18 protein-coding genes and 1 pseudogene are annotated in these 17,333 nt (G+C 69.4%); 12 read left to right on the top strand and 7 right to left on the bottom strand.

The genetic code is table 11. The annotated features are described in order from the left end of the window. Nucleotides 1–85: 85 nt before the first annotated feature. From ACFC06_RS11760 to ACFC06_RS11730, 7 genes are all read right to left on the bottom strand, one after another. Nucleotides 86–1,000 (bottom strand): cation diffusion facilitator family transporter, encoded by a 915-nt coding sequence (locus tag ACFC06_RS11760; RefSeq protein WP_375929720.1) that lies wholly within the window; start codon nucleotides 998–1,000, stop codon nucleotides 86–88. Nucleotides 1,001–1,081: 81 nt separating this feature from the next. Then, a complete protein-coding gene (gene manA, locus ACFC06_RS11755) occupies nucleotides 1,082–2,302 on the bottom strand; it encodes a mannose-6-phosphate isomerase, class I (RefSeq protein WP_375929719.1) in 1,221 nt (406 codons plus the stop codon). Then, a complete protein-coding gene (locus ACFC06_RS11750; RefSeq protein ID WP_375929718.1) occupies nucleotides 2,302–3,522 on the bottom strand; it encodes a tobH protein in 1,221 nt (406 codons plus the stop codon). The genes manA and ACFC06_RS11750 overlap by 1 nt, the downstream gene beginning before the upstream one ends. Nucleotides 3,523–3,650: 128 nt before the next feature. Next, the gene (locus ACFC06_RS11745) at nucleotides 3,651–5,030 is read right to left on the bottom strand and encodes a phosphomannomutase/phosphoglucomutase (protein ID WP_375929717.1); all 1,380 of its coding nucleotides are present in this window, start codon (nucleotides 5,028–5,030) and stop codon (nucleotides 3,651–3,653) included. Nucleotides 5,031–5,105: 75 nt separating this feature from the next. Beyond that, a complete protein-coding gene (locus ACFC06_RS11740) occupies nucleotides 5,106–5,474 on the bottom strand; it encodes a DUF3499 domain-containing protein (RefSeq protein WP_375935409.1) in 369 nt (122 codons plus the stop codon). Between the two features lie 58 nt (nucleotides 5,475–5,532). After that, a complete protein-coding gene (locus ACFC06_RS11735) occupies nucleotides 5,533–6,015 on the bottom strand; it encodes a metallopeptidase family protein (protein WP_278263341.1) in 483 nt (160 codons plus the stop codon). Nucleotides 6,016–6,168: 153 nt separating this feature from the next. Beyond that, nucleotides 6,169–6,402 (bottom strand): WhiB family transcriptional regulator, encoded by a 234-nt coding sequence (locus ACFC06_RS11730; RefSeq protein ID WP_085999665.1) that lies wholly within the window; start codon nucleotides 6,400–6,402, stop codon nucleotides 6,169–6,171. Nucleotides 6,403–6,902: 500 nt separating this feature from the next. Between ACFC06_RS11730 and cofD the strand changes: the two genes are divergently transcribed. The 12 genes and pseudogenes from cofD to ACFC06_RS11670 all read left to right on the top strand — a co-directional run. Next, nucleotides 6,903–7,889, top strand: a complete 987-nt coding sequence (gene cofD, locus ACFC06_RS11725) for a 2-phospho-L-lactate transferase (RefSeq protein WP_375929716.1) — start codon at nucleotides 6,903–6,905, stop codon at nucleotides 7,887–7,889. After that, entirely contained in the window at nucleotides 7,886–9,232 is a 1,347-nt protein-coding gene (locus ACFC06_RS11720) for a coenzyme F420-0:L-glutamate ligase (protein ID WP_375929715.1), read from the top strand. The genes cofD and ACFC06_RS11720 overlap by 4 nt, the downstream gene beginning before the upstream one ends. Then, entirely contained in the window at nucleotides 9,229–9,750 is a 522-nt protein-coding gene (locus tag ACFC06_RS11715; RefSeq protein ID WP_375929714.1) for an NUDIX hydrolase, read from the top strand. Before ACFC06_RS11720 ends, ACFC06_RS11715 begins: the two co-directional genes overlap by 4 nt. A 186-nt stretch (nucleotides 9,751–9,936) precedes the next feature. After that, a complete protein-coding gene (locus tag ACFC06_RS11710; protein ID WP_375929713.1) occupies nucleotides 9,937–11,172 on the top strand; it encodes an alkane 1-monooxygenase in 1,236 nt (411 codons plus the stop codon). Then, complete coding sequence (locus tag ACFC06_RS11705) at nucleotides 11,169–11,342, top strand: rubredoxin (protein WP_375929712.1); 174 nt, start codon at nucleotides 11,169–11,171, stop codon at nucleotides 11,340–11,342. The genes ACFC06_RS11710 and ACFC06_RS11705 overlap by 4 nt, the downstream gene beginning before the upstream one ends. Further along, a complete protein-coding gene (locus ACFC06_RS11700) occupies nucleotides 11,339–11,521 on the top strand; it encodes a rubredoxin (protein WP_375929711.1) in 183 nt (60 codons plus the stop codon). Before ACFC06_RS11705 ends, ACFC06_RS11700 begins: the two co-directional genes overlap by 4 nt. Nucleotides 11,522–11,523: 2 nt before the next feature. After that, a complete protein-coding gene (locus tag ACFC06_RS11695; protein ID WP_375929710.1) occupies nucleotides 11,524–12,174 on the top strand; it encodes a TetR family transcriptional regulator in 651 nt (216 codons plus the stop codon). 195 nt (nucleotides 12,175–12,369) lie between these two features. Further along, on the top strand, nucleotides 12,370–13,464 hold the full coding sequence (locus ACFC06_RS11690) for an alkane 1-monooxygenase (protein ID WP_375929709.1): 1,095 nt from the start codon (nucleotides 12,370–12,372) through the stop codon (nucleotides 13,462–13,464). 81 nt (nucleotides 13,465–13,545) lie between these two features. Continuing rightward, nucleotides 13,546–15,030 (top strand): adenosylhomocysteinase, encoded by a 1,485-nt coding sequence (ahcY, locus tag ACFC06_RS11685; protein ID WP_375929708.1) that lies wholly within the window; start codon nucleotides 13,546–13,548, stop codon nucleotides 15,028–15,030. A gap of 75 nt (nucleotides 15,031–15,105) precedes the next feature. Continuing rightward, nucleotides 15,106–15,753, top strand: a complete 648-nt coding sequence (locus ACFC06_RS11680; RefSeq protein ID WP_375929707.1) for a dTMP kinase — start codon at nucleotides 15,106–15,108, stop codon at nucleotides 15,751–15,753. A gap of 78 nt (nucleotides 15,754–15,831) precedes the next feature. Further along, nucleotides 15,832–16,509 carry an MtrAB system response regulator MtrA gene (gene mtrA / locus ACFC06_RS11675; RefSeq protein ID WP_019048752.1) on the top strand — a complete coding sequence of 226 codons (678 nt, stop codon included), beginning with the start codon at nucleotides 15,832–15,834 and terminating at the stop codon, nucleotides 16,507–16,509. A gap of 124 nt (nucleotides 16,510–16,633) precedes the next feature. Then, nucleotides 16,634–17,333: pseudogene (locus ACFC06_RS11670) on the top strand (two-component sensor histidine kinase); the annotation flags it as partial.

Here is a 17,333-nt window from a genome sequence, read left to right as displayed (position 1 = left end):
CGGCGACGCTACCCGCCGATCCGTACGGCCCCGTCGACTTCACCCCCGGTGTCGGCCGAAAACCCCGCGGCGCCAGCCGCCGACGTCACAGCGTGCGGTACAGGTCGGGCTCGAGATAGATGAGGCGCGCGGTCGGCACCGCCGTGCGCACCCGCATCTCCGCCGCGTCGATCGCCTCGGCGACCCCGGCGATGTCGAGCCCCGGCGCGATGGCCACCTTGGCCGCGACCAGCATCTCCTCCGGTCCCAGGTACTCCGACTTCAGGTGGATCACCGAGGTGATCAGCGTGCCGTCGACCAGATTGTCGCGGATGGCGCGGTCCTGCTCGGGAGTGGCGCCCTCGCCGATGAGCAGGCTCTTCATCTCCACGATCAGCACGATCGCGATGAGACCGAGCAGCACACCGATGCACAGGGTGCCGATGCCGTCGTAGATCGGGTCGTCGGTGACCACGGTGAGCCCCACCGCGCCGAAGGCCAGGACCAGACCGATCAGCGCGCCGGTGTCCTCGAGCAGCACCACCGGCAGTTCGGGGCTGCGCGAGTTGCGGATGAACCGCCACCAGCTCGCGGACCCCTTGAGCGGCTTGGATTCCCGTACCGCGGTGAGGAAGCTGAAGGTCTCGAGCCCGATCGCGATGCCCAGGATGACGATCGCGACGATCGGCTGACTCAGCTCCTCGGGATGCTGGATCTTGTGGATGCCCTCGTAGATCGCGTACACCGAGCCGAGGGTGAACAGCACCAGCGCCACGACGAAGGAATAGAAGTACCGGTTGCGCCCGTAGCCGAACTGGTGCAGTTCGTCGGCGTCCTTGGCGGCCGCGCGCTGCCCGAACAGCAGCAGACCCTGGTTGGCCGTGTCGGCCACCGAGTGCACCGCCTCGGCCATCATCGACGCCGATCCGGTGATCGCCGCGCCGACGAACTTCGACACCGCGATTCCCGCGTTGGCCGTCAACGCGGCGATGATCGCCTTCTTACCACCACCAGCCGACATATCCGCCCGCCCTTCCGCTTCGCTGAACACCTTCGTGCCCGCAACAGCCTAGGCGGCGCACGGCGATCCGCGCGCTCCGGCTCAGTGCCCGGTGCCCACGCAGGCGTTGAACAGCTGGGCGGGCCCGCGCACCGCGCGGGCGCGGATGTCGCTGTCGGTCGCCGAGATCCAGGCCGCGCTGCCGCGCTCGACGGTGAGGGTGCGCCCGTTCTGGGACAGTTCGACCGTGCCCGCGGTGCACAGCACGATGCCCGGCCCGGCGTCGGCCAGCACCACCGCGTCGCCGTCGGCGGGCAGGTCGAAGCGGCACAGCGCGAATTCCGGTGCGGGCGTGCGATACCGCACCCCGCCGTCGGCGCCGGGCTCCGGTTCGATCACCGGCAGGTCGACCGGCTCGAAATCGAGGACCCGCAGCAGTTCCGGCACGTCGACGTGCTTGGGGGTGAGCCCGCCGCGCAGCACATTGTCGGAGTTGGCCATGATCTCCACGCCCACGCCACGCAGGTAGGCGTGCAGGTTCCCGGCATCGAGGAACAGGCCCTGGCCGGGTTCGAGGGTGAGCCGGTTGAGCAGCAGCGCGGCCAGGACGCCCGCGTCACCGGGATACACCTCGGCCAGTTCCAGCGCCGTGCGCACCTCGGCGGCGAACGGGCGCGGACCACGCCCGGACAGGTAGCGCACGCAGCCTTCGAGCACCGCGGGCAGCAGGGTGGACAGCGCCGCGGGTGGCAGCGTGATCCAGGTGGTGAACAGCGTGCGCAGCCCGGCCGAATCGGGCTGGGCGGCAAGCAGTCCGGCGTAGACGTCGAGACCGGGCACGGCGAGCGCGCGCAGCAGCTCGACGGTGCGGTGCGGGTCGCGGAATCCGGCCAGTGCCTCGAACCGGTCCAGCGCGACGACCAGTTCGGGCTTGTGGCTGTCGTCGCGGTAGTTGCGCATGGGCGAGTCCAGCGGCACCCCGGTGCGGTTCTCCCGTTCGAAGCCCGCCTTGGCCTGCGCCGAACTGGGGTGGGCCTGCAGCGACAGCGGTTCCTCGGCGGCCAGGATCTTCAGCAGGAACGGCAGCCGGGTGCCGAAGGTGTCCGCGGCCGGTCCGAGTTCGCGGATCGGGTCGGCGCTGACCACCTCGAGCAGCGAGAGCTTGCCGTCGACGGTCCGCACGTGGGCGGGGTCGGCCGGGTGCGCCCCGAACCAGAGTTCGGCCTCGGGATGGGCCGAGGGCACCGGGCGGCCGCACAGCTGAGCGAGCGCGGTGCGCGATCCCCAGGCGTAAGAACGCAGCGCACCAACGAGTTCCTGCACTAGTAGCGTCCCCCGTCGTGGAATCGGTCCGGGCCGGGCGCGGTCGCGCCGCGCGCCTCCAGGAGTCGGAGATAGGCCGCCGCCATGTCCAGGCGCAGCGCCAGCACGGCCAGTTGCTCGATCTCGCTGCCGTGCCCGCCACCGGCGGCGGAGGTGGCCGCCGCGCTCTCCTGGGCCGGGGCCACGCCGGGTTCGGCGAGCTGGGATTGCAGCACGTCGACATCGGCGTGCACCAGATCCGCGTCGACCAGACCCGCGCCCGCGCCGTCGAAGACCGCCAGTTTGCGCCGCGCGGCCGCCTGGTCGGGGTGCACGCTCAGCGCCAGCACCCGCACCCGGTCGACCGGGGCCGGGCCGTCGAGTTCCTCGTCGTGGAACAGCGGGTCGAAGCCCGGTGCCGTGCCCGCGGCCTCGGTGAGCCTGCCGATCGAGGCGACGGCATCGGCCAGATCGGCGGCCGCGGCCAGCGTGCCCGCCGACTGCAGCAGCACCTCGGCGCCGTGGGCGGCGAGCTCGACGGCGGCGGGGGAGTCACCGGCCAGGACCACGCCCACGCCGTGCATGCGCGCGGCCAGGGTCTTGGCGGGATTGTGGAAGACCTCGTTGTGCGGCCCGTCGCGCAGCGCCTCGGCGTCGAGCATGTCGGCCAGTTCGGTGAGATCGGGGGTGGCGGGCACGCTGCGCTGGGCGTCGACCGCGCGCAGCACCGCGATGCCGACGGCGAGGAAACGCAGCAGCCGGTTGTGGTCGAGCACCGGCACGCGCGGCTCCAGCACGATGGCGCGACCCGCGGCGACCGCGCGCAGCGGTCCCTCGTTGGGCGCGGCCACCACCACTTCGGCGCTGCGGCGCAGCGCGCGGTCCACGGCGTCGATCAGGCGCGGATCGCCCGCGTCGTCGCCGGCGACGAGCACCACGTCGAGTGGGCCCACCCACGGCGGCAGCGCGGTGACCGGCACGATCGGCAGCCCGGCCCGGTCACCGAGGGTGGCGACCAGCAGGCCCGCCGCGCGCGCGGCCCGTCCCGACCCGGTGACCAGCACCAGGCTGCGCGGTCGCAGATCGGCCAGGCGTTCGGTGAGCGCGGTCTCGGCGACCGCGGCCGCCGTCGCCCGCACCTGGGCGCCGCCGGAAGCCGCCGAGCGCAGGGCGCCGCCGGTGTCGGCCGCCTCCAGCGATGCGGCATCGTCGAGGTCGAATACCGGTGTTCCAGCGATCATCGCCGAGTCCACCTCCCCTCATCGCACCGTGTCGTCTGTGATTCCACTATTCCAGTCAGGCGCCGACGATGGTGAGATTCCCGGGACCGACCATGCGATTCCACCTGCACTGGTTTCATTTTCCCGCATCAAGCGCGGACGATGCCCAGGATCTCGGTCACGATGGCGTTTACTTCGGCCTGCGATCCGGCCTCGACATTGAGCCGCAGCAGCGGTTCGGTGTTGGACGCGCGCAGATTGAACCAGGCGTGCTCGCCCAGGTCCACGGTCACCCCGTCGAGCCGGTCCACCGATTCGGTGCGGTCGGCGAAGGCGGCCAGCACGGCCTCGGTGCGTGCGGCGGCGTCGGCCACGGTGGAGTTGATCTCGCCGGAGGCCGCGTAGACGTCGTAGGCGGCCATCAGCTCCGAGACCGGCCGCTGTCCCTCGCCGAGGGCGGCCAGCACGTGCAGCGCGGCCAGCATGCCCGAGTCGGCACCCCAGAAATCGCGGAAGTAGTAGTGCGCGGAGTGCTCGCCGCCGAAGACCGCGCCGGTGGCCGCCATCTCCTGCTTGATGAACGAGTGGCCCACCCGGGTGCGCACCGGCTTGCCGCCCAGCTCCTCGACCAGTTCGGGCACCGCGCGCGAGGTGATCAGATTGTGGATGACGGTGGCGCCCGGCTCCTTGGCCAGCTCGCGCTGGGCCACCAGGGCGGTGATCGCCGAGGGCGAGACCGGCTCGCCGCGCTCGTCGACGACGAAGCAGCGGTCGGCGTCGCCGTCGAAGGCCAGGCCGATGTCGGCGCCGCTGCTGCGCACCAGCGCCTGCAGGTCGACCAGGTTCTTCGGATCGAGGGGGTTGGCCTCGTGGTTGGGGAAGGAGCCGTCGAGCTCGAAGTACAGCGGCACGATGGTGACCGGGCCCAGGGTGCCGAGCACCGCGGGGACGGTGTGGCCGCCCATGCCGTTGCCCGCGTCGACCGCGATGGTCAGCGGCCGGATGTCGTCGAGGTCGACCAGCTCGCGCAGGAAGCTCGCGTAGTCGGCCAGCAGGTCGGTGCTGGTGGCGGTGCCGGGGGCGCCGTCGTAGGCGGGCACGCCGGCGACGATCTCGGCGGAGATGGTGGCCAGGCCGGTGTCCTGGCCCACCGGCAGCGCGTTGGCGCGGCACAGCTTGATGCCGTTGTAGCGGGCCGGGTTGTGGCTGGCGGTGAACATCGCGCCGGGACAGCCGAGCTTGCCGGAGGCGAAGTAGAGCTGGTCGGTGGAGGCCAGGCCGATGTGCACCACATCCAGGCCCTGGGCCAGTACGCCGTCGGCGAAGGCCCGCGACAGCTCGGGCGACGACTCGCGCATGTCGTGGCCGATCACGATCCGGGTGGCGCCCTCGGCCCGCATCAGCCGGGCGAAGGAGGCGCCGACATCGGCGACGAACCCCGCGTCGATCTGTTCGCCCACCACCCCGCGGACGTCATAAGCCTTGATCACGGCGTTCACGAGTTCGCTGGAGCGCGCGACAGTCGTCATGACTCCTACCCTAAACGGCGCAGTGACCTGATAGTGACCAGGCACCCACCCGAGCGCATTTCGCGCGGGCCCGGCCTACGGATCGGGTAGCACGCGTAGGTGCCCGCGGCGGCCCGTGCGGCCGGTGCGTGGGGGAGCCGACTCGGCGTAGCCCGGCTGGTCCGGGTCGGACGGGCGGCGGCGCAGCCCCGCCTCGCGGACGGCCTCGGCCAGGGCGGTGAGATCGTCGTCGTCGGGGGAGCTCGAGGAGAAGCCGCCTTCGTGGCGGACCAGTTCCCAGCCCTTCGGGGCGGTGATGCGGCAGGCGTGGGTTTCGCACAGATCCCAGGAGTGCGGTTCGGCGACGGTGGCCAGCGGTCCGACGACGGCGGTCGAGTCGGAGTACACATACGTCAGCGTCGCTACGGCCGGGTTCTTGCAGCCGGGTCGGCAGCAACGACGCATGGGGATCACGATGTCGAGGTTAACCCTCCGGCTCGCAAAAGGGGATACGGACACGCCCTCATTCGGGTTCCGGATCGATCAGATCGGGGTCTACACCGAGGTAGGTGGCGATCTGCTGGACGAGCACCTCGCGCAGCAGTTCCACCAGATCGTCGGGGTCGGCGGCGCGCAGTTCGAGCGGTTTGCGGAACAGCACCACCCTGGCTCGGGTGGCCGCACCGTGCCGGTCGACTCCGGCGGGAATCAGCCGCGACAGCGGCACCGGGCCGTCGGCGACCACCTCGTCCGGCCAGGTGACCGAATCGGGGTGCAGCGGACGGATTTTCGGGACGTCGTCGACGGCGATGTCGAGCTTGGTGAGCCGGTCGTGCCAGCGGGTGTCCAGCGGTGCGAAGGCCTCGAGCACCAGCCGGTCGAACTTCTGCCCCCTGGTGCGCCAGGCGGGTACCGTCGGCGGGAGCATGGGGCCTCGAACCCCGCGGCCGCGACGGGTCACCGATCGTGCGGTGGGCGCCGGGAAATGACGCCGGGAGCGTGCCATCGTCTTGTCCGCCTCTCTCGCGTGTACTGGGTGGTACCCGCGCCGGCGTCGAAGACCTGCGACGCGACTGCTGGGCGTTCGCCCGGAGACACCGACGTACTGCGCCTGCGTGTGCTCCGGGCCAGGCCTCAGAGTCTACTTTCGAACGATTCTCTAACCGATTCCGCGCTTCAGCCTGCGGCGCTCTCGTTCCGAGAGACCACCCCAGATGCCGAAGCGTTCGTCGTGTGCCAGTGCGTATTCCAGGCACTGGTCACGTACTTCACAGCCCATGCAGATGCGCTTGGCTTCGCGAGTCGAGCCGCCCTTCTCGGGGAAGAACGCCTCGGGATCGGTCTGGGCGCACAGCGCGCGTTCCTGCCACTGCTCTTCGATGGATTCGAACATTTCGTCGAAGCCCGTCACGACCAGACTCAGCCGGGGCGCCGCGACTTCGGTGACCACGTCCGGTTCCTGCCAGCTCACCTCGGCGCAGACAGCATGAGCTGCGCCTGCTGTGGAATCGGTCGGCGAGACCATATCTTCGGTCATCGTTCCGCCTCCTCACTATGTGTTAGCGCAGAATGATTCTTTCCGTCGGACCGATACGAACCCCGACGGCACAACACCGCGATGTCGTCTCGCGGGCTTCCCCGAACCTGTCCTCCGGCGAGCCAACACCCTCTCGCAAACGCCCCCGCGCTATGCCTTCTCGCGGTGACCGGAATGACATGTCTGTGATTAGACACGCCGCACTTACGCGTGGTCAACCCGCCGTCACCCTTCCGTTACACTCCGGACCCGCCTTTCGTGTTGATCTTGTTATGTGCTGTGGCAAATGATCAGCAACTTCGCTCTTCCTCGGCGCCGGAGCACCCCCGCGCCGCCACTCACTAGGCTGTGATCTCGTGACTGCACAACACGCGGTGCGCAAGCCCGAGATCGCCGTCCTGGTCGGCGGCGTCGGCGGTGCCCGGTTCCTCCAGGGCGTCCGGCAACTGCTGCCCGACGCCGAGATCTCCGCCATCGTCAATGTCGGCGACGACGTGTGGATGCACGGTCTGCGGATCTGTCCCGACCTCGATACCTGCATGTACACCCTCGGCGGTGGCATCGATCCCGAGCGTGGCTGGGGCCACGCGAACGAGACCTGGCACGCCAAGGAGGAGCTGGCGAAGTACAACGCCCAGCCCGACTGGTTCGGTCTGGGCGATCGCGACATCGCCACCCATCTCATCCGCACCGAGATGCTGCGCGCCGGATACCCGCTCTCCGCGGTCACCGAGGCGCTGTGCAACCGCTGGCAGCCGGGCGTCAAGCTCATCCCGGCGACCGACGATCGATGCGAAACCCACGTCGTCGTCAGCGATCCCGACAACGCCGGCGAACGTCGCGCGATCCACTTCCAGGAGTGGTGGGTGCGCTACCGCGCGGCGCTGCCGACTCACGGATTTGCCTCGATCGGCGCCGAACAAGCCTCTCCGGCACCGAATGTGACCGAAATCATAAGCTCCGCCGACGCGGTGTTGCTGGCCCCGTCCAACCCCGTCGTGAGCATTGGCGCGATCCTCGCGGTGCCCGGTATCCGGGGCGCGCTGCGCACCACCGAGGCCAAGGTCGTCGGCCTCGCGCCGGTGATCGACGGAAAGCCGTTGCGCGGCATGGCCGACGAGTGCCTGTCGGTGATCGGGGTGGAGTCCACCGCCGAGGCGATCGGCCGCCACTACGGTGCCCGCTCGGCCACCGGCATCCTCGACGGCTGGCTGGTGCACTCCACCGATACGGCCGAGGTTCCCGGCGTGGAGGTGCGCAGCGTGCCGCTGCTGATGACCGATCCCGAGGCGACGGCCGAAATGGCCCGCGCGGCACTGGAACTCGCGGGGGTGAAGGCATGAGCGCACCGTCAGATCACGCTGCCGGGGAGCTGCGGATTCTGCCCGTCACCGGGTTGCCGGAGTTCCGCCCGGGCGACGACATCGCCGAACACCTTGCGGCACAGGCACCGTGGCTCGCCGACGGGGACGTCCTCGTGGTCACCAGCAAGATCGTGTCCAAGGCCGAGGGCCGCATCGTGGCCGCGCCGACCGACCCCGAGGAACGCGACACCGCCCGGCGCGCGCTCGTCGATCAGGAGGCCGTGCGCGTGCTCGCGCGCAAGGGCCGCACCCTGATCACCGAGAACCGCCTCGGCATCGTGCAGGCCGCCTCGGGTGTCGACGGCTCCAATGTCGCCGAGGGCGAACTGGTGCTGCTGCCCACCGATCCCGACGCCAGCGCCAAGGCGCTGCGGGCCGCCCTGGCGACCCGCCTGGGCGTGGACGTGGCGGTGGTCATCACCGACACCATGGGCCGGGCTTGGCGCAACGGCCAGATCGACGCGGCCATCGGCGCCGCGGGCCTGCGGGTGCTGCACGACTACGCGGGCGCGGTCGACGGGCAGGGCAACGAACTGTTCGTCACCCAGGTGGCGATCGCCGACGAACTGGCCGCCGCGGCCGACCTGGTGAAGGGCAAGCTCGGCGGGGTCCCGGTGGCCGTGGTGCGCGGGCTGCCGATCGACGACGACGGCTCGAGCGCGGCGGCGCTGCTGCGCGGCGGCGTCGACGACCTGTTCTGGCTCGGCACCGCCGAGTCGATCGAGAAGGGCCGCAAAGAGGCTGTGCCGCTGCGCCGTTCGGTGCGCGCCTTCGCCGCCGAGCCGGTGGACCCGGAACGGATCAGGGCCGCCGTCGCGGCGGGCCTGACCGCGCCCGCGCCGCACCACACCCACCCGGTGCGCTTCGTCTGGTTGCGCGACCCGGCCAAGCGCGCCGCCCTGCTCGCCGCCATGGCCGACAAGTGGCGGGCCGATCTCACCGCCGACGGACTCGACCCCGAACGGGTGCAGCGCCGGGTGGCGCGTGGGCAGATCCTGGCCGACGCGCCGGAGGTGATCATCCCGTTCTGCGTGCCCGACGGCGCGCACGACTACCCCGACGCGCGTCGGCAGGCCGCCGAGCAGACCATGTTCACCGTCGCGGTCGGCGCGGCCGTGCAGGGCCTGCTGGTGGCGCTGGCCGCCGACGGTCTGGGCAGCTGCTGGATCGGCTCGACGATCTTCGCCCCGGAGGTCACCCGCGAGGTATTGGGCCTGCCCGCCGACTGGAACCCGTTGGGCGCCATCGCCATCGGTCATCCGCTCGAGGAGCCCACCCCCCGCACCGTCGGCGCGCCCGGCCCCGGCCTGGTGGAGCTGTGAGCGCGGAGTCGCTGCACGCCTCGGCGACCGAGCTGCTCACCGCGTGGAAACCCGAAGCACGACAGGACAATTCGCTGCGCGAGGCGATGCTCGCCTTCCTCGGCTCGGCCCCGAGGGGCTGCCTGCGTGAGCACGCGCCCGGCCACATCACCGCCTCGGCGATCGTGTTCTCGCACGACCGCTCCGAGGTGCTGCTGACCCTGCACCCCCGGGTCGGCCGGTGGATCCAGCTGGGTGGGCACTGCGAGCCCGGGGACGAGACCGTCGCCGACGCGGCACTGCGCGAGGCGGTCGAGGAGTCGGGCATTCCGGACCTGGTGCTCACCCCCGGTCTCTACGCCGCGCAGGCGCATCCGATCACCTGCTCGCTCGGTGTGCCGACCCGGCATCTGGACCTGCTCTTCGAGATCGTCGCCCCGCCCGGCGCGGTGCCGGTGCGCAGTGCCGAATCGACGGATCTGCGCTGGTGGCCGGTCTCCGGGCTACCGCCCGGCGCGGACGTGTTGCTGCTGCCATAACCGGTCGCTGACCGGACCCGAAAGACGGTCACGCCCACCCGGGCGTGACCGTCTTTTCGTTATCTCGCCGTTGCAACTTTACAAATCTGCGGATTTGTCTAGACGCCGGACAATTCGGGACCTATCGTCTGTGACAGAGAGTTACGCACATCACAGCTGTGAGATGTGCCTCAGAAGGAGACGACGATGTCGACCGATGCCAACACGTCCGAGCAGCGGGTCGCGCCGCCGCAGTGGCGTGATTCCAAGCGTTACCTCTGGCTGTGGGGGTTGTTCGCCCCGACCGGCCTGTTCACGATCGCGATCCCGCTGATCTGGGGCCTCAACCAGCTCGGCTGGCATCGGCTGGCCGAGGTCCCGTTCTGGCTGGGCCCGGTGCTGGTCTACCTGGTGATCCCGCTGGCCGACCTGTTCTTCGGTCCCGACGGCGACAATCCGCCCGACGAGGTGATGGAGTACCTGGAGAACGACAAGTACTACCGGTACCTGACCTACCTGTACCTGCCGTTCCAGTACGCCTCGCTGATCTTCGCCTGCTACATCATCACCGCCGACAACCTGCACTGGCTGGGCTTCCCCGGCGGGGCCAATGTGGTCGACAAGATCGGCATCGCCATCAGCGTCGGCATGATCGGCGGCATCGGCATCAACACCGCGCACGAGCTCGGGCACAAGAAGGTCGACCTGGAGCGCTGGCTGGCCCGCATCGCGCTGGCCCAGTCCTTCTACGGTCACTTCTACATCGAGCACAACCGCGGCCACCACGTGCGCGTCGCCACGCCGGAGGACCCGGCCAGCTCGCGCATCGGCGAGAGCTTCTGGGCGTTCTGGCCGCGCACGGTCTGGGGCAGCCTGCGCTCGGCCTGGCACCTCGAGAAGGACCGCCTGGCCCGCCTGGACAAGAGCCCGTGGACGTTGCGCAACGACGTGCTCAACGCCTGGGCCATGTCGGTGGTGCTGTGGCTGGGCCTGATCGCGGTCTTCGGCATCGAGGTGCTGCCGTACCTGATCCTGCAGGCGGTGATCGGTTTCAGCCTGCTCGAGTCGGTGAACTACCTCGAGCACTACGGCCTGGTCCGGCAGAAGACCCCCAGCGGGCGCTACGAGCGGCCTGCGCCCACGCACAGCTGGAACAGCGACCACATCGTCACCAACATCTTCCTCTACCACCTGCAGCGCCACAGCGACCATCACGCCTACCCGACCCGGCGCTACCAGACGCTGCGCAGCTGGGACGGCGCGCCCAACCTGCCCAGCGGCTACGCCAGCATGATCCTGATCGGCTACTTCCCGCCGATCTGGCGCCGGGTCATGGACAAGCGGGTCCTCGCGCACTACGACGGCGACGTCACGCGCGCGAACATCGAGCCCAGGCATCGCGACAAGGTGCTGGCGCGGTACGGAACGGAGAATCCGGCATGAGTTCTTATCGGTGCCCGGTCTGTGATTATGTCTACGACGAAACGAAAGGTGCCCCGCGCGAAGGTTTTCCGGCAGGCACGCCGTGGGCCTCGGTGCCCGAGGACTGGTGCTGTCCGGACTGCGGGGTCCGGGAGAAGATCGACTTCGAGGCAGTAGGAGTTCCGCAGTGACCCCGTACAAGCTCTACCAGTGTGCCCAGTGTGGTTTCGAGTACGACGAGGCGCAGGGCTGGCCCGACGACGGCATCGCCCCCGGCACCCGCTGGGACGACATCCCCGAGGAATGGACCTGCCCGGACTGCGGTGCCCGCAAGTCCGACTTCTTCATGGTCGAGATCGAACGTTCGTGAACGTGGGAGCGCCGCGGACGGGTCGGCGCATCCCGTACCAGGAGGCGGCGCGCGAACTGCTGCGCACCTCGGTACTGGACGGCATGCGCGACCTGCTCACCGAACGGGACTGGTCCAAGATCACCCTCGGTGACGTCGCGGCGCGGGCCGGAGTCAGCAGGCAGACGCTCTACAACGAGTTCGGCTCGCGCTCCGGCCTGTCCCAGGCCTATGCCCTGCGGCTGGCCGACGAGCTCGTCGACCACGTCCGCGAGGCGCTCTACGCCCACGTCGGCGACGCCCGCGCCGCCATCCGGGTCGGCATGACCGGCTTCTTCCTGGCCGCGGCCGCCGACCCGCTGGTGCGTTCGCTGCTGGCCGGGGAGATGAAGCCGGACCTGCTGCGCCTGATCACCCTGGACGCGGGCCCGCTGCTCGAGCACGCCACCGCGCGGCTGGCCGAGGTCTTCGTGCACAGCTGGGTCGACGCCACCGACACCGAGGCCGACGTGCTCGCGCACGCGCTGGTGCGCATCGCGCTCAGCTACATCCCGAATCCGCCCGTGCCCGAGCGCGACGCCCCCGCGGAGATGAGCGCGCTGCTCGGTCCGTACGTGGAGGCGATCGTGCAGGTACGCGGCATCCGGGACCCAACCGGTGAGCGGGATCACTGAGACATCTCACGAGCTCTGATTCGCCACTGTGTAACCGTCACCACGTTTAGGAAGCTGACGCTGTGTAACGCGCCTACGGTCTGTCACTATTTCACTCGGTCGGCGAATGGTCTTTTTTACAGCGGAGCGGGTGTGCAAACGGTTGGCAAACCGGGGGGTTTTCGTGATCCCAAACGGTATCTCTGGGCTCTAGGGTTGATCGCTCCGGCGTCCGCGCTGTTGCCTTCCCAGCTCGTGTACCGCACCGGTGCCGAGGTGTTCTGGTGGATCGGGCCGGTCATCGTGCTCATCGCCATTCCGGTGCTGGACTGGATCGTGGGCGAGGACGGCAACAATCCGCGCGACGAGGACTACGAGGCGCTCTCGGCCGACCGGTACTACCGGTGGTGCACCTACCTGTTCCTGCCGGTCCAGCTGATCGGGCTGGGTATCGCCTGCGCGATGTGGGCCGGTGACGATCTCGACGTCGTCGACAAGCTCGGTCTGGCCGCCACGGTCGGCTTCGTGAGCGGCATCGGCATCAACGCGGCCCACGAATTGGGGCATCGCGTGGAGCGTGCTGAAAGATTGCTGTCGAAGATCGCGCTGGCCCAGTCGGCCTACGGGCACTTCTTCGTCGAGCACAATCGGGGCCACCACGCCCGGGTCGCCACACCGGAGGACCCGGCCAGCGCGCGGCTGGGGGAGTCGCTGTGGGAGTTCTTGCCGCGCAGCGTGATCGGCGGCTTCCGCTCGGCGATCCACCTCGAGGGCGCGCGCCTGCGCAGGCAGCGTCGTGGCTGGTGGAGCCCGCGCAACAACATCCTGCAGGCCTGGGCGATGAGCGCGGTGCTGTTCGGTTCGCTGACGCTGGCCTTCGGCCCGGCCATCCTGCCGTGGCTGCTGCTGCAGGCCGTGGTCGGCGTGGGTCTGCTCGAGACGGTCAACTACGTCGAGCACTACGGACTGCTGCGCGGACGCAAGCCCAACGGGCGCTGGGAACGCTGCTCCCCGCGCGACAGCTGGAACTCCGATCGCCTGGTCACCAACATCTTCCTGTTCCATCTGCAGCGCCACAGCGACCACCACGCCAACCCCGGCAGGCGCTACCAGACGCTGCGCAGCAGCCAGGAATCACCGCAGCTGCCCGCCGGCTACGCGACGATGATCCTGCTCGCCGCCGTCCCGCCGCTGTGGCGGGCCGTGATGGACCCCAGGGTGGCCGCCCACTACGGCGGCGATCTGACGCTGGCCAATGTCGCGCCCGCCAAGCCGCGGCGTTTGCTGGCCCGATACCGCGCCGCGGCCTGACCCGCGGCCTGGCGAGGACCGGGGAACGCGCACGCCGTCAGGCGGTAGCCTTGCCTCGGTACTGACTACCAGGAGAGGCTGATGACGACCTCAGAACTTCCCGCGCGCACCGAGCTCACCGCTGACGTCCGCAACGGCATCGATTACAAGGTGGCAGATCTCTCGCTGGCCGAATTCGGCCGCAAGGAGATCCGCCTCGCCGAGCACGAGATGCCCGGCCTGATGGCACTGCGCCGCGAATACCACGATGTGCAGCCGCTGCGGGGCGCGCGCATCTCCGGATCGCTGCACATGACGGTGCAGACCGCCGTCCTGATCGAAACGCTCGTCGCCCTCGGTGCGGAAGTGCGCTGGGCCTCGTGCAACATCTTCTCCACCCAGGACCACGCCGCCGCCGCGGTCGTCGTCGGGCCGCACGGCACCGTCGAGGAGCCCAAGGGCACCCCGGTCTTCGCCTGGAAGGGCGAGACCCTCGAGGAGTACTGGTGGGCCGCCGAGCAGATGCTCACCTGGCCGAACGAGCCCGCCAACATGATCCTCGACGACGGTGGCGACGCGACCATGCTCGTGCTGCGCGGCGCGCAGTTCGAGAAGGCCGGCGTGGTGCCGCCCGAGGACGACGAGCACTCCGCCGAGTACAAGGTGTTCCTCAACCTGCTGCGCCAGAGCATCGAGGCCGACAAGACCAAGTGGAGTGTCATCGCCGACTCGGTCAAGGGCGTCACCGAGGAGACCACCACCGGCGTGCTGCGGCTCTACCAGTTCGCCGCCGCGGGTGAGCTGGTGTTCCCGGCGATCAACGTCAACGACTCGGTCACCAAGTCGAAGTTCGACAACAAGTACGGCACCCGCCACTCGCTCATCGACGGCATCAACCGCGGCACCGACGTGCTCATCGGTGGCAAGAAGGTGCTCATCGCCGGTTACGGTGACGTCGGCAAGGGCTGCGCGGAGTCGCTGGCCGGCCAGGGCGCGCGCGTGCAGGTCACCGAGATCGACCCGATCAACGCGCTGCAGGCGCTGATGGACGGCTACGACGTGGTCACCGTCGAGCAGGCGATCGGCGAGGCCGACATCGTCATCACCTCGACGGGCAACAAGGACATCATCACCCTCGAGCACATGAAGGCGATGAAGGATCACGCGATCCTGGGCAACATCGGCCACTTCGACAACGAGATCGACATGGCCGCCCTCGAGCGTTCGGGCGCGACGCGGATCGTCATCAAGCCGCAGGTCGACGAGTGGACCTTCACCGATTCGGGCAAGGCGATCATCGTGCTGTCGGAGGGTCGCCTGCTCAACCTGGGCAACGCGACCGGTCACCCGTCGTTCGTGATGTCGAACAGCTTCTCCAACCAGGTCATCGCGCAGATCGAGCTGTGGACCAAGCCGGAGCAGTACGACAACGAGGTCTACCGGCTGCCCAAGCACCTCGACGAGAAGGTCGCCAGGGTGCACGTCGAGGCCCTCGGCGGCACGCTGACCAAGCTCACCAAGGATCAGGCCGAGTACATCGGTGTGGACGTGGAGGGCCCGTACAAGCCCGAGCATTACCGCTACTGAGCCCCGCGCACGCGACCCCGCCGGCCTTCGGGTCGGCGGGGTCGTCGGCTCACCGAGGGGGTAATCTCACCGGTCATGGGCGTGCTGATTGCGGTGGAGGGCCTCGACGGTGCCGGAAAGCGGACGCTGATCGACGGCCTGATCGCCGAATTGTCGGCGAAGGGGCTGCGCGCGGGCAGCATGGCCTTCCCGCAGTACGGCCGGTCCGTGCACGCCGACCTGGCCGCCGAGGCGCTGCGCGGCGGCAACGGTGACCTGGCGGGCTCGATCAACGCGATGGCCATCCTGTTCGCGCTGGACCGCTCGGCCGCCTCGGCGGAGCTGTCGAACCTGTTGGATGCCAACGACATCGTGATCCTGGACCGCTGGGTGGCCTCCAACGCCGCCTATTCGGCCGCGCGCGCCGAACAGGACGCCGACGGCGAAATCGTCGCCTGGGTCGGTGATCTGGAGTTCGGCAGGCTGGCGCTGCCCCCGGCCGACCTCACCGTGCTGCTCGACGTACCCACCGAGGTCGCCGCCGAACGTGCCCGCCGCCGTGGTGAACTCGACGACGCCCGCGCCCTGGACGCCTACGAACGCGACGGCGGCCTGCAACGGCGCACCGGCGCGGTCTATCGTGAGCTGGCCGACCGCGATTGGTACGGCCGGTGGTGGACATACCGATCCGATGACGACAGGCCCGCACTGCTCACCCTCTGCACGGAAATCTTTGCCGGATAAGGTTGGATACGGCGACGGGTTCACACCATTAATGGCGTGGCGGCCCGATCCTGGCCTGGGAGATGACAACATAGGACTATGAAGCCCAAGATTCTGGTCGTCGACGACGATATGGCACTCGCTGAGATGCTGACCATCGTCTTGCGCGGGGAAGGGTTCGACCCGCACGTGGTCGGCGACGGCACGCAGGCCCTGTCGGCGGTGCGGGAGATCCGCCCCGACCTGGTGTTGCTGGACCTGATGCTGCCCGGCATGAACGGCATCGACGTGTGCCGCGTGCTACGGGCCGATTCCGGCGTCCCGATCGTGATGCTCACCGCCAAGACCGACACGGTCGACGTGGTGCTCGGTCTGGAGTCCGGCGCCGACGATTACATCGTCAAGCCGTTCAAGCCGAAGGAACTCGTCGCCCGTGTCCGCGCGCGCCTGCGCCGTACCGAGGACGAGCCCGCCGAGCTGCTCTCCATCGCCGACATCGTCATCGACGTGCCCGCGCACAAGGTGACCCGCGGCGGCGCGCAGATCTCGCTCACCCCGCTCGAGTTCGACCTGCTGGTCGCGCTGGCGCGCAAGCCGCGTCAGGTGTTCACCCGCGAGGTCCTGCTCGAACAGGTGTGGGGATACCGGCACGCCGCCGACACCCGCCTGGTGAACGTGCACGTGCAGCGACTACGCGCCAAGGTCGAGAAGGACCCGGAGAACCCGGAGATCGTGCTGACCGTCCGCGGTGTGGGTTACAAGGCCGGACCGCCGTGATCGGTCGCTGTGAGGCGCCGCGGTGACCGAGAGTTCACAGCCGCGTCTACCAGCAGGCGATCCGGCGCAGGGTGGACGAGCACAGTCCGCCGTCGCGCAGGTGCGGCAGTGGGTGGCCCCGGTGCTGGCCTGGTTCCAGACCATCGGGACCGCCCTCGGTCATCTGTGGCGGCGCTCGCTGCAACTGCGGGTCATCGTGTCCACGTTGACCCTGTCGCTGATCGTCATCACGATCCTCGGGGTCGTGCTCACCGGTCAGATCACCGACCGGCTCCTCGAAGCCAAGATCAACGCGGCCGTCGAGGAGATGGATCGTGCCCGCAGCACGATCGAGAACATGCTCTCGGGCGTGCACGACGCGAACAGCCAGCAGCAACAGCTGGCCGACGCGCGCGCGGCCCTGTCGAGCCGGGGTGGCACCGGCCAGTCCACCGGCGCGGCGGGCAGCTTCAACTCGGCGCTGGCGATGATCGGCGGCACCCCGCCGCAGGAACTCACCACCGGCCCGGTCTCGGAGGTGCCCCCGGAACTGCGCCGGTTCGTCCAGCGCAACCAGGTCTCCTACCAGTTCACCACCGTCGCCGACCCGGACGGCTACCGCGGGCGCGCGCTGATCATCGGCAGCCCCAGCGCCGAGGTGGCGACCCTGGAGATCTACCTGATCTTCCCGCTGGCCAGCGAGGAGTCGAGCCTGTCGCTGATGCGCGGCACGATGCTCATCGGTGGCGTGGTGCTGCTGGCGGCGATCACCGCGCTGGTCACCCGGCAGGTGGTGCTGCCGATCCGGTCGGCGGCGCGGATCGCGGGCCGCTTCGCCGACGGCT

It is taken from the genome of Nocardia sp. NPDC056064 (genome assembly GCF_042266925.1).
Classification (GTDB): domain Bacteria; phylum Actinomycetota; class Actinomycetes; order Mycobacteriales; family Mycobacteriaceae; genus Nocardia.
The sequence above is the reverse complement of the archived record's forward strand: the minus strand, read 5'-3'. Positions and strand labels throughout refer to the sequence as shown.

Excerpts from the sequence above, each read along its gene's own strand:
- ACFC06_RS11760 (WP_375929720.1), bottom strand. The coding sequence starts at position 1,000 with ATGTCGGCTGGTGGTGGTAAGAAGGCGATCATCGCCGCGTTGACGGCC.
- ACFC06_RS11750 (WP_375929718.1), bottom strand. The coding sequence starts at position 3,522 with ATGATCGCTGGAACACCGGTATTCGACCTCGACGATGCCGCATCGCTG.
- ACFC06_RS11745 (WP_375929717.1), bottom strand. The coding sequence starts at position 5,030 with ATGACGACTGTCGCGCGCTCCAGCGAACTCGTGAACGCCGTGATCAAG.
- ACFC06_RS11740 (WP_375935409.1), bottom strand. The coding sequence starts at position 5,474 with ATGCGTCGTTGCTGCCGACCCGGCTGCAAGAACCCGGCCGTAGCGACG.
- ACFC06_RS11735 (WP_278263341.1), bottom strand. The coding sequence starts at position 6,015 with ATGGCACGCTCCCGGCGTCATTTCCCGGCGCCCACCGCACGATCGGTG.
- ACFC06_RS11730 (WP_085999665.1), bottom strand. The coding sequence starts at position 6,402 with ATGTTCGAATCCATCGAAGAGCAGTGGCAGGAACGCGCGCTGTGCGCC.
- ACFC06_RS11720 (WP_375929715.1), top strand. The coding sequence starts at position 7,886 with ATGAGCGCACCGTCAGATCACGCTGCCGGGGAGCTGCGGATTCTGCCC.
- ACFC06_RS11710 (WP_375929713.1), top strand. The coding sequence starts at position 9,937 with ATGTCGACCGATGCCAACACGTCCGAGCAGCGGGTCGCGCCGCCGCAG.
- ACFC06_RS11705 (WP_375929712.1), top strand. The coding sequence starts at position 11,169 with ATGAGTTCTTATCGGTGCCCGGTCTGTGATTATGTCTACGACGAAACG.
- ahcY (WP_375929708.1), top strand. The coding sequence starts at position 13,546 with ATGACGACCTCAGAACTTCCCGCGCGCACCGAGCTCACCGCTGACGTC.
- ACFC06_RS11680 (WP_375929707.1), top strand. The coding sequence starts at position 15,106 with ATGGGCGTGCTGATTGCGGTGGAGGGCCTCGACGGTGCCGGAAAGCGG.
- mtrA (WP_019048752.1), top strand. The coding sequence starts at position 15,832 with ATGAAGCCCAAGATTCTGGTCGTCGACGACGATATGGCACTCGCTGAG.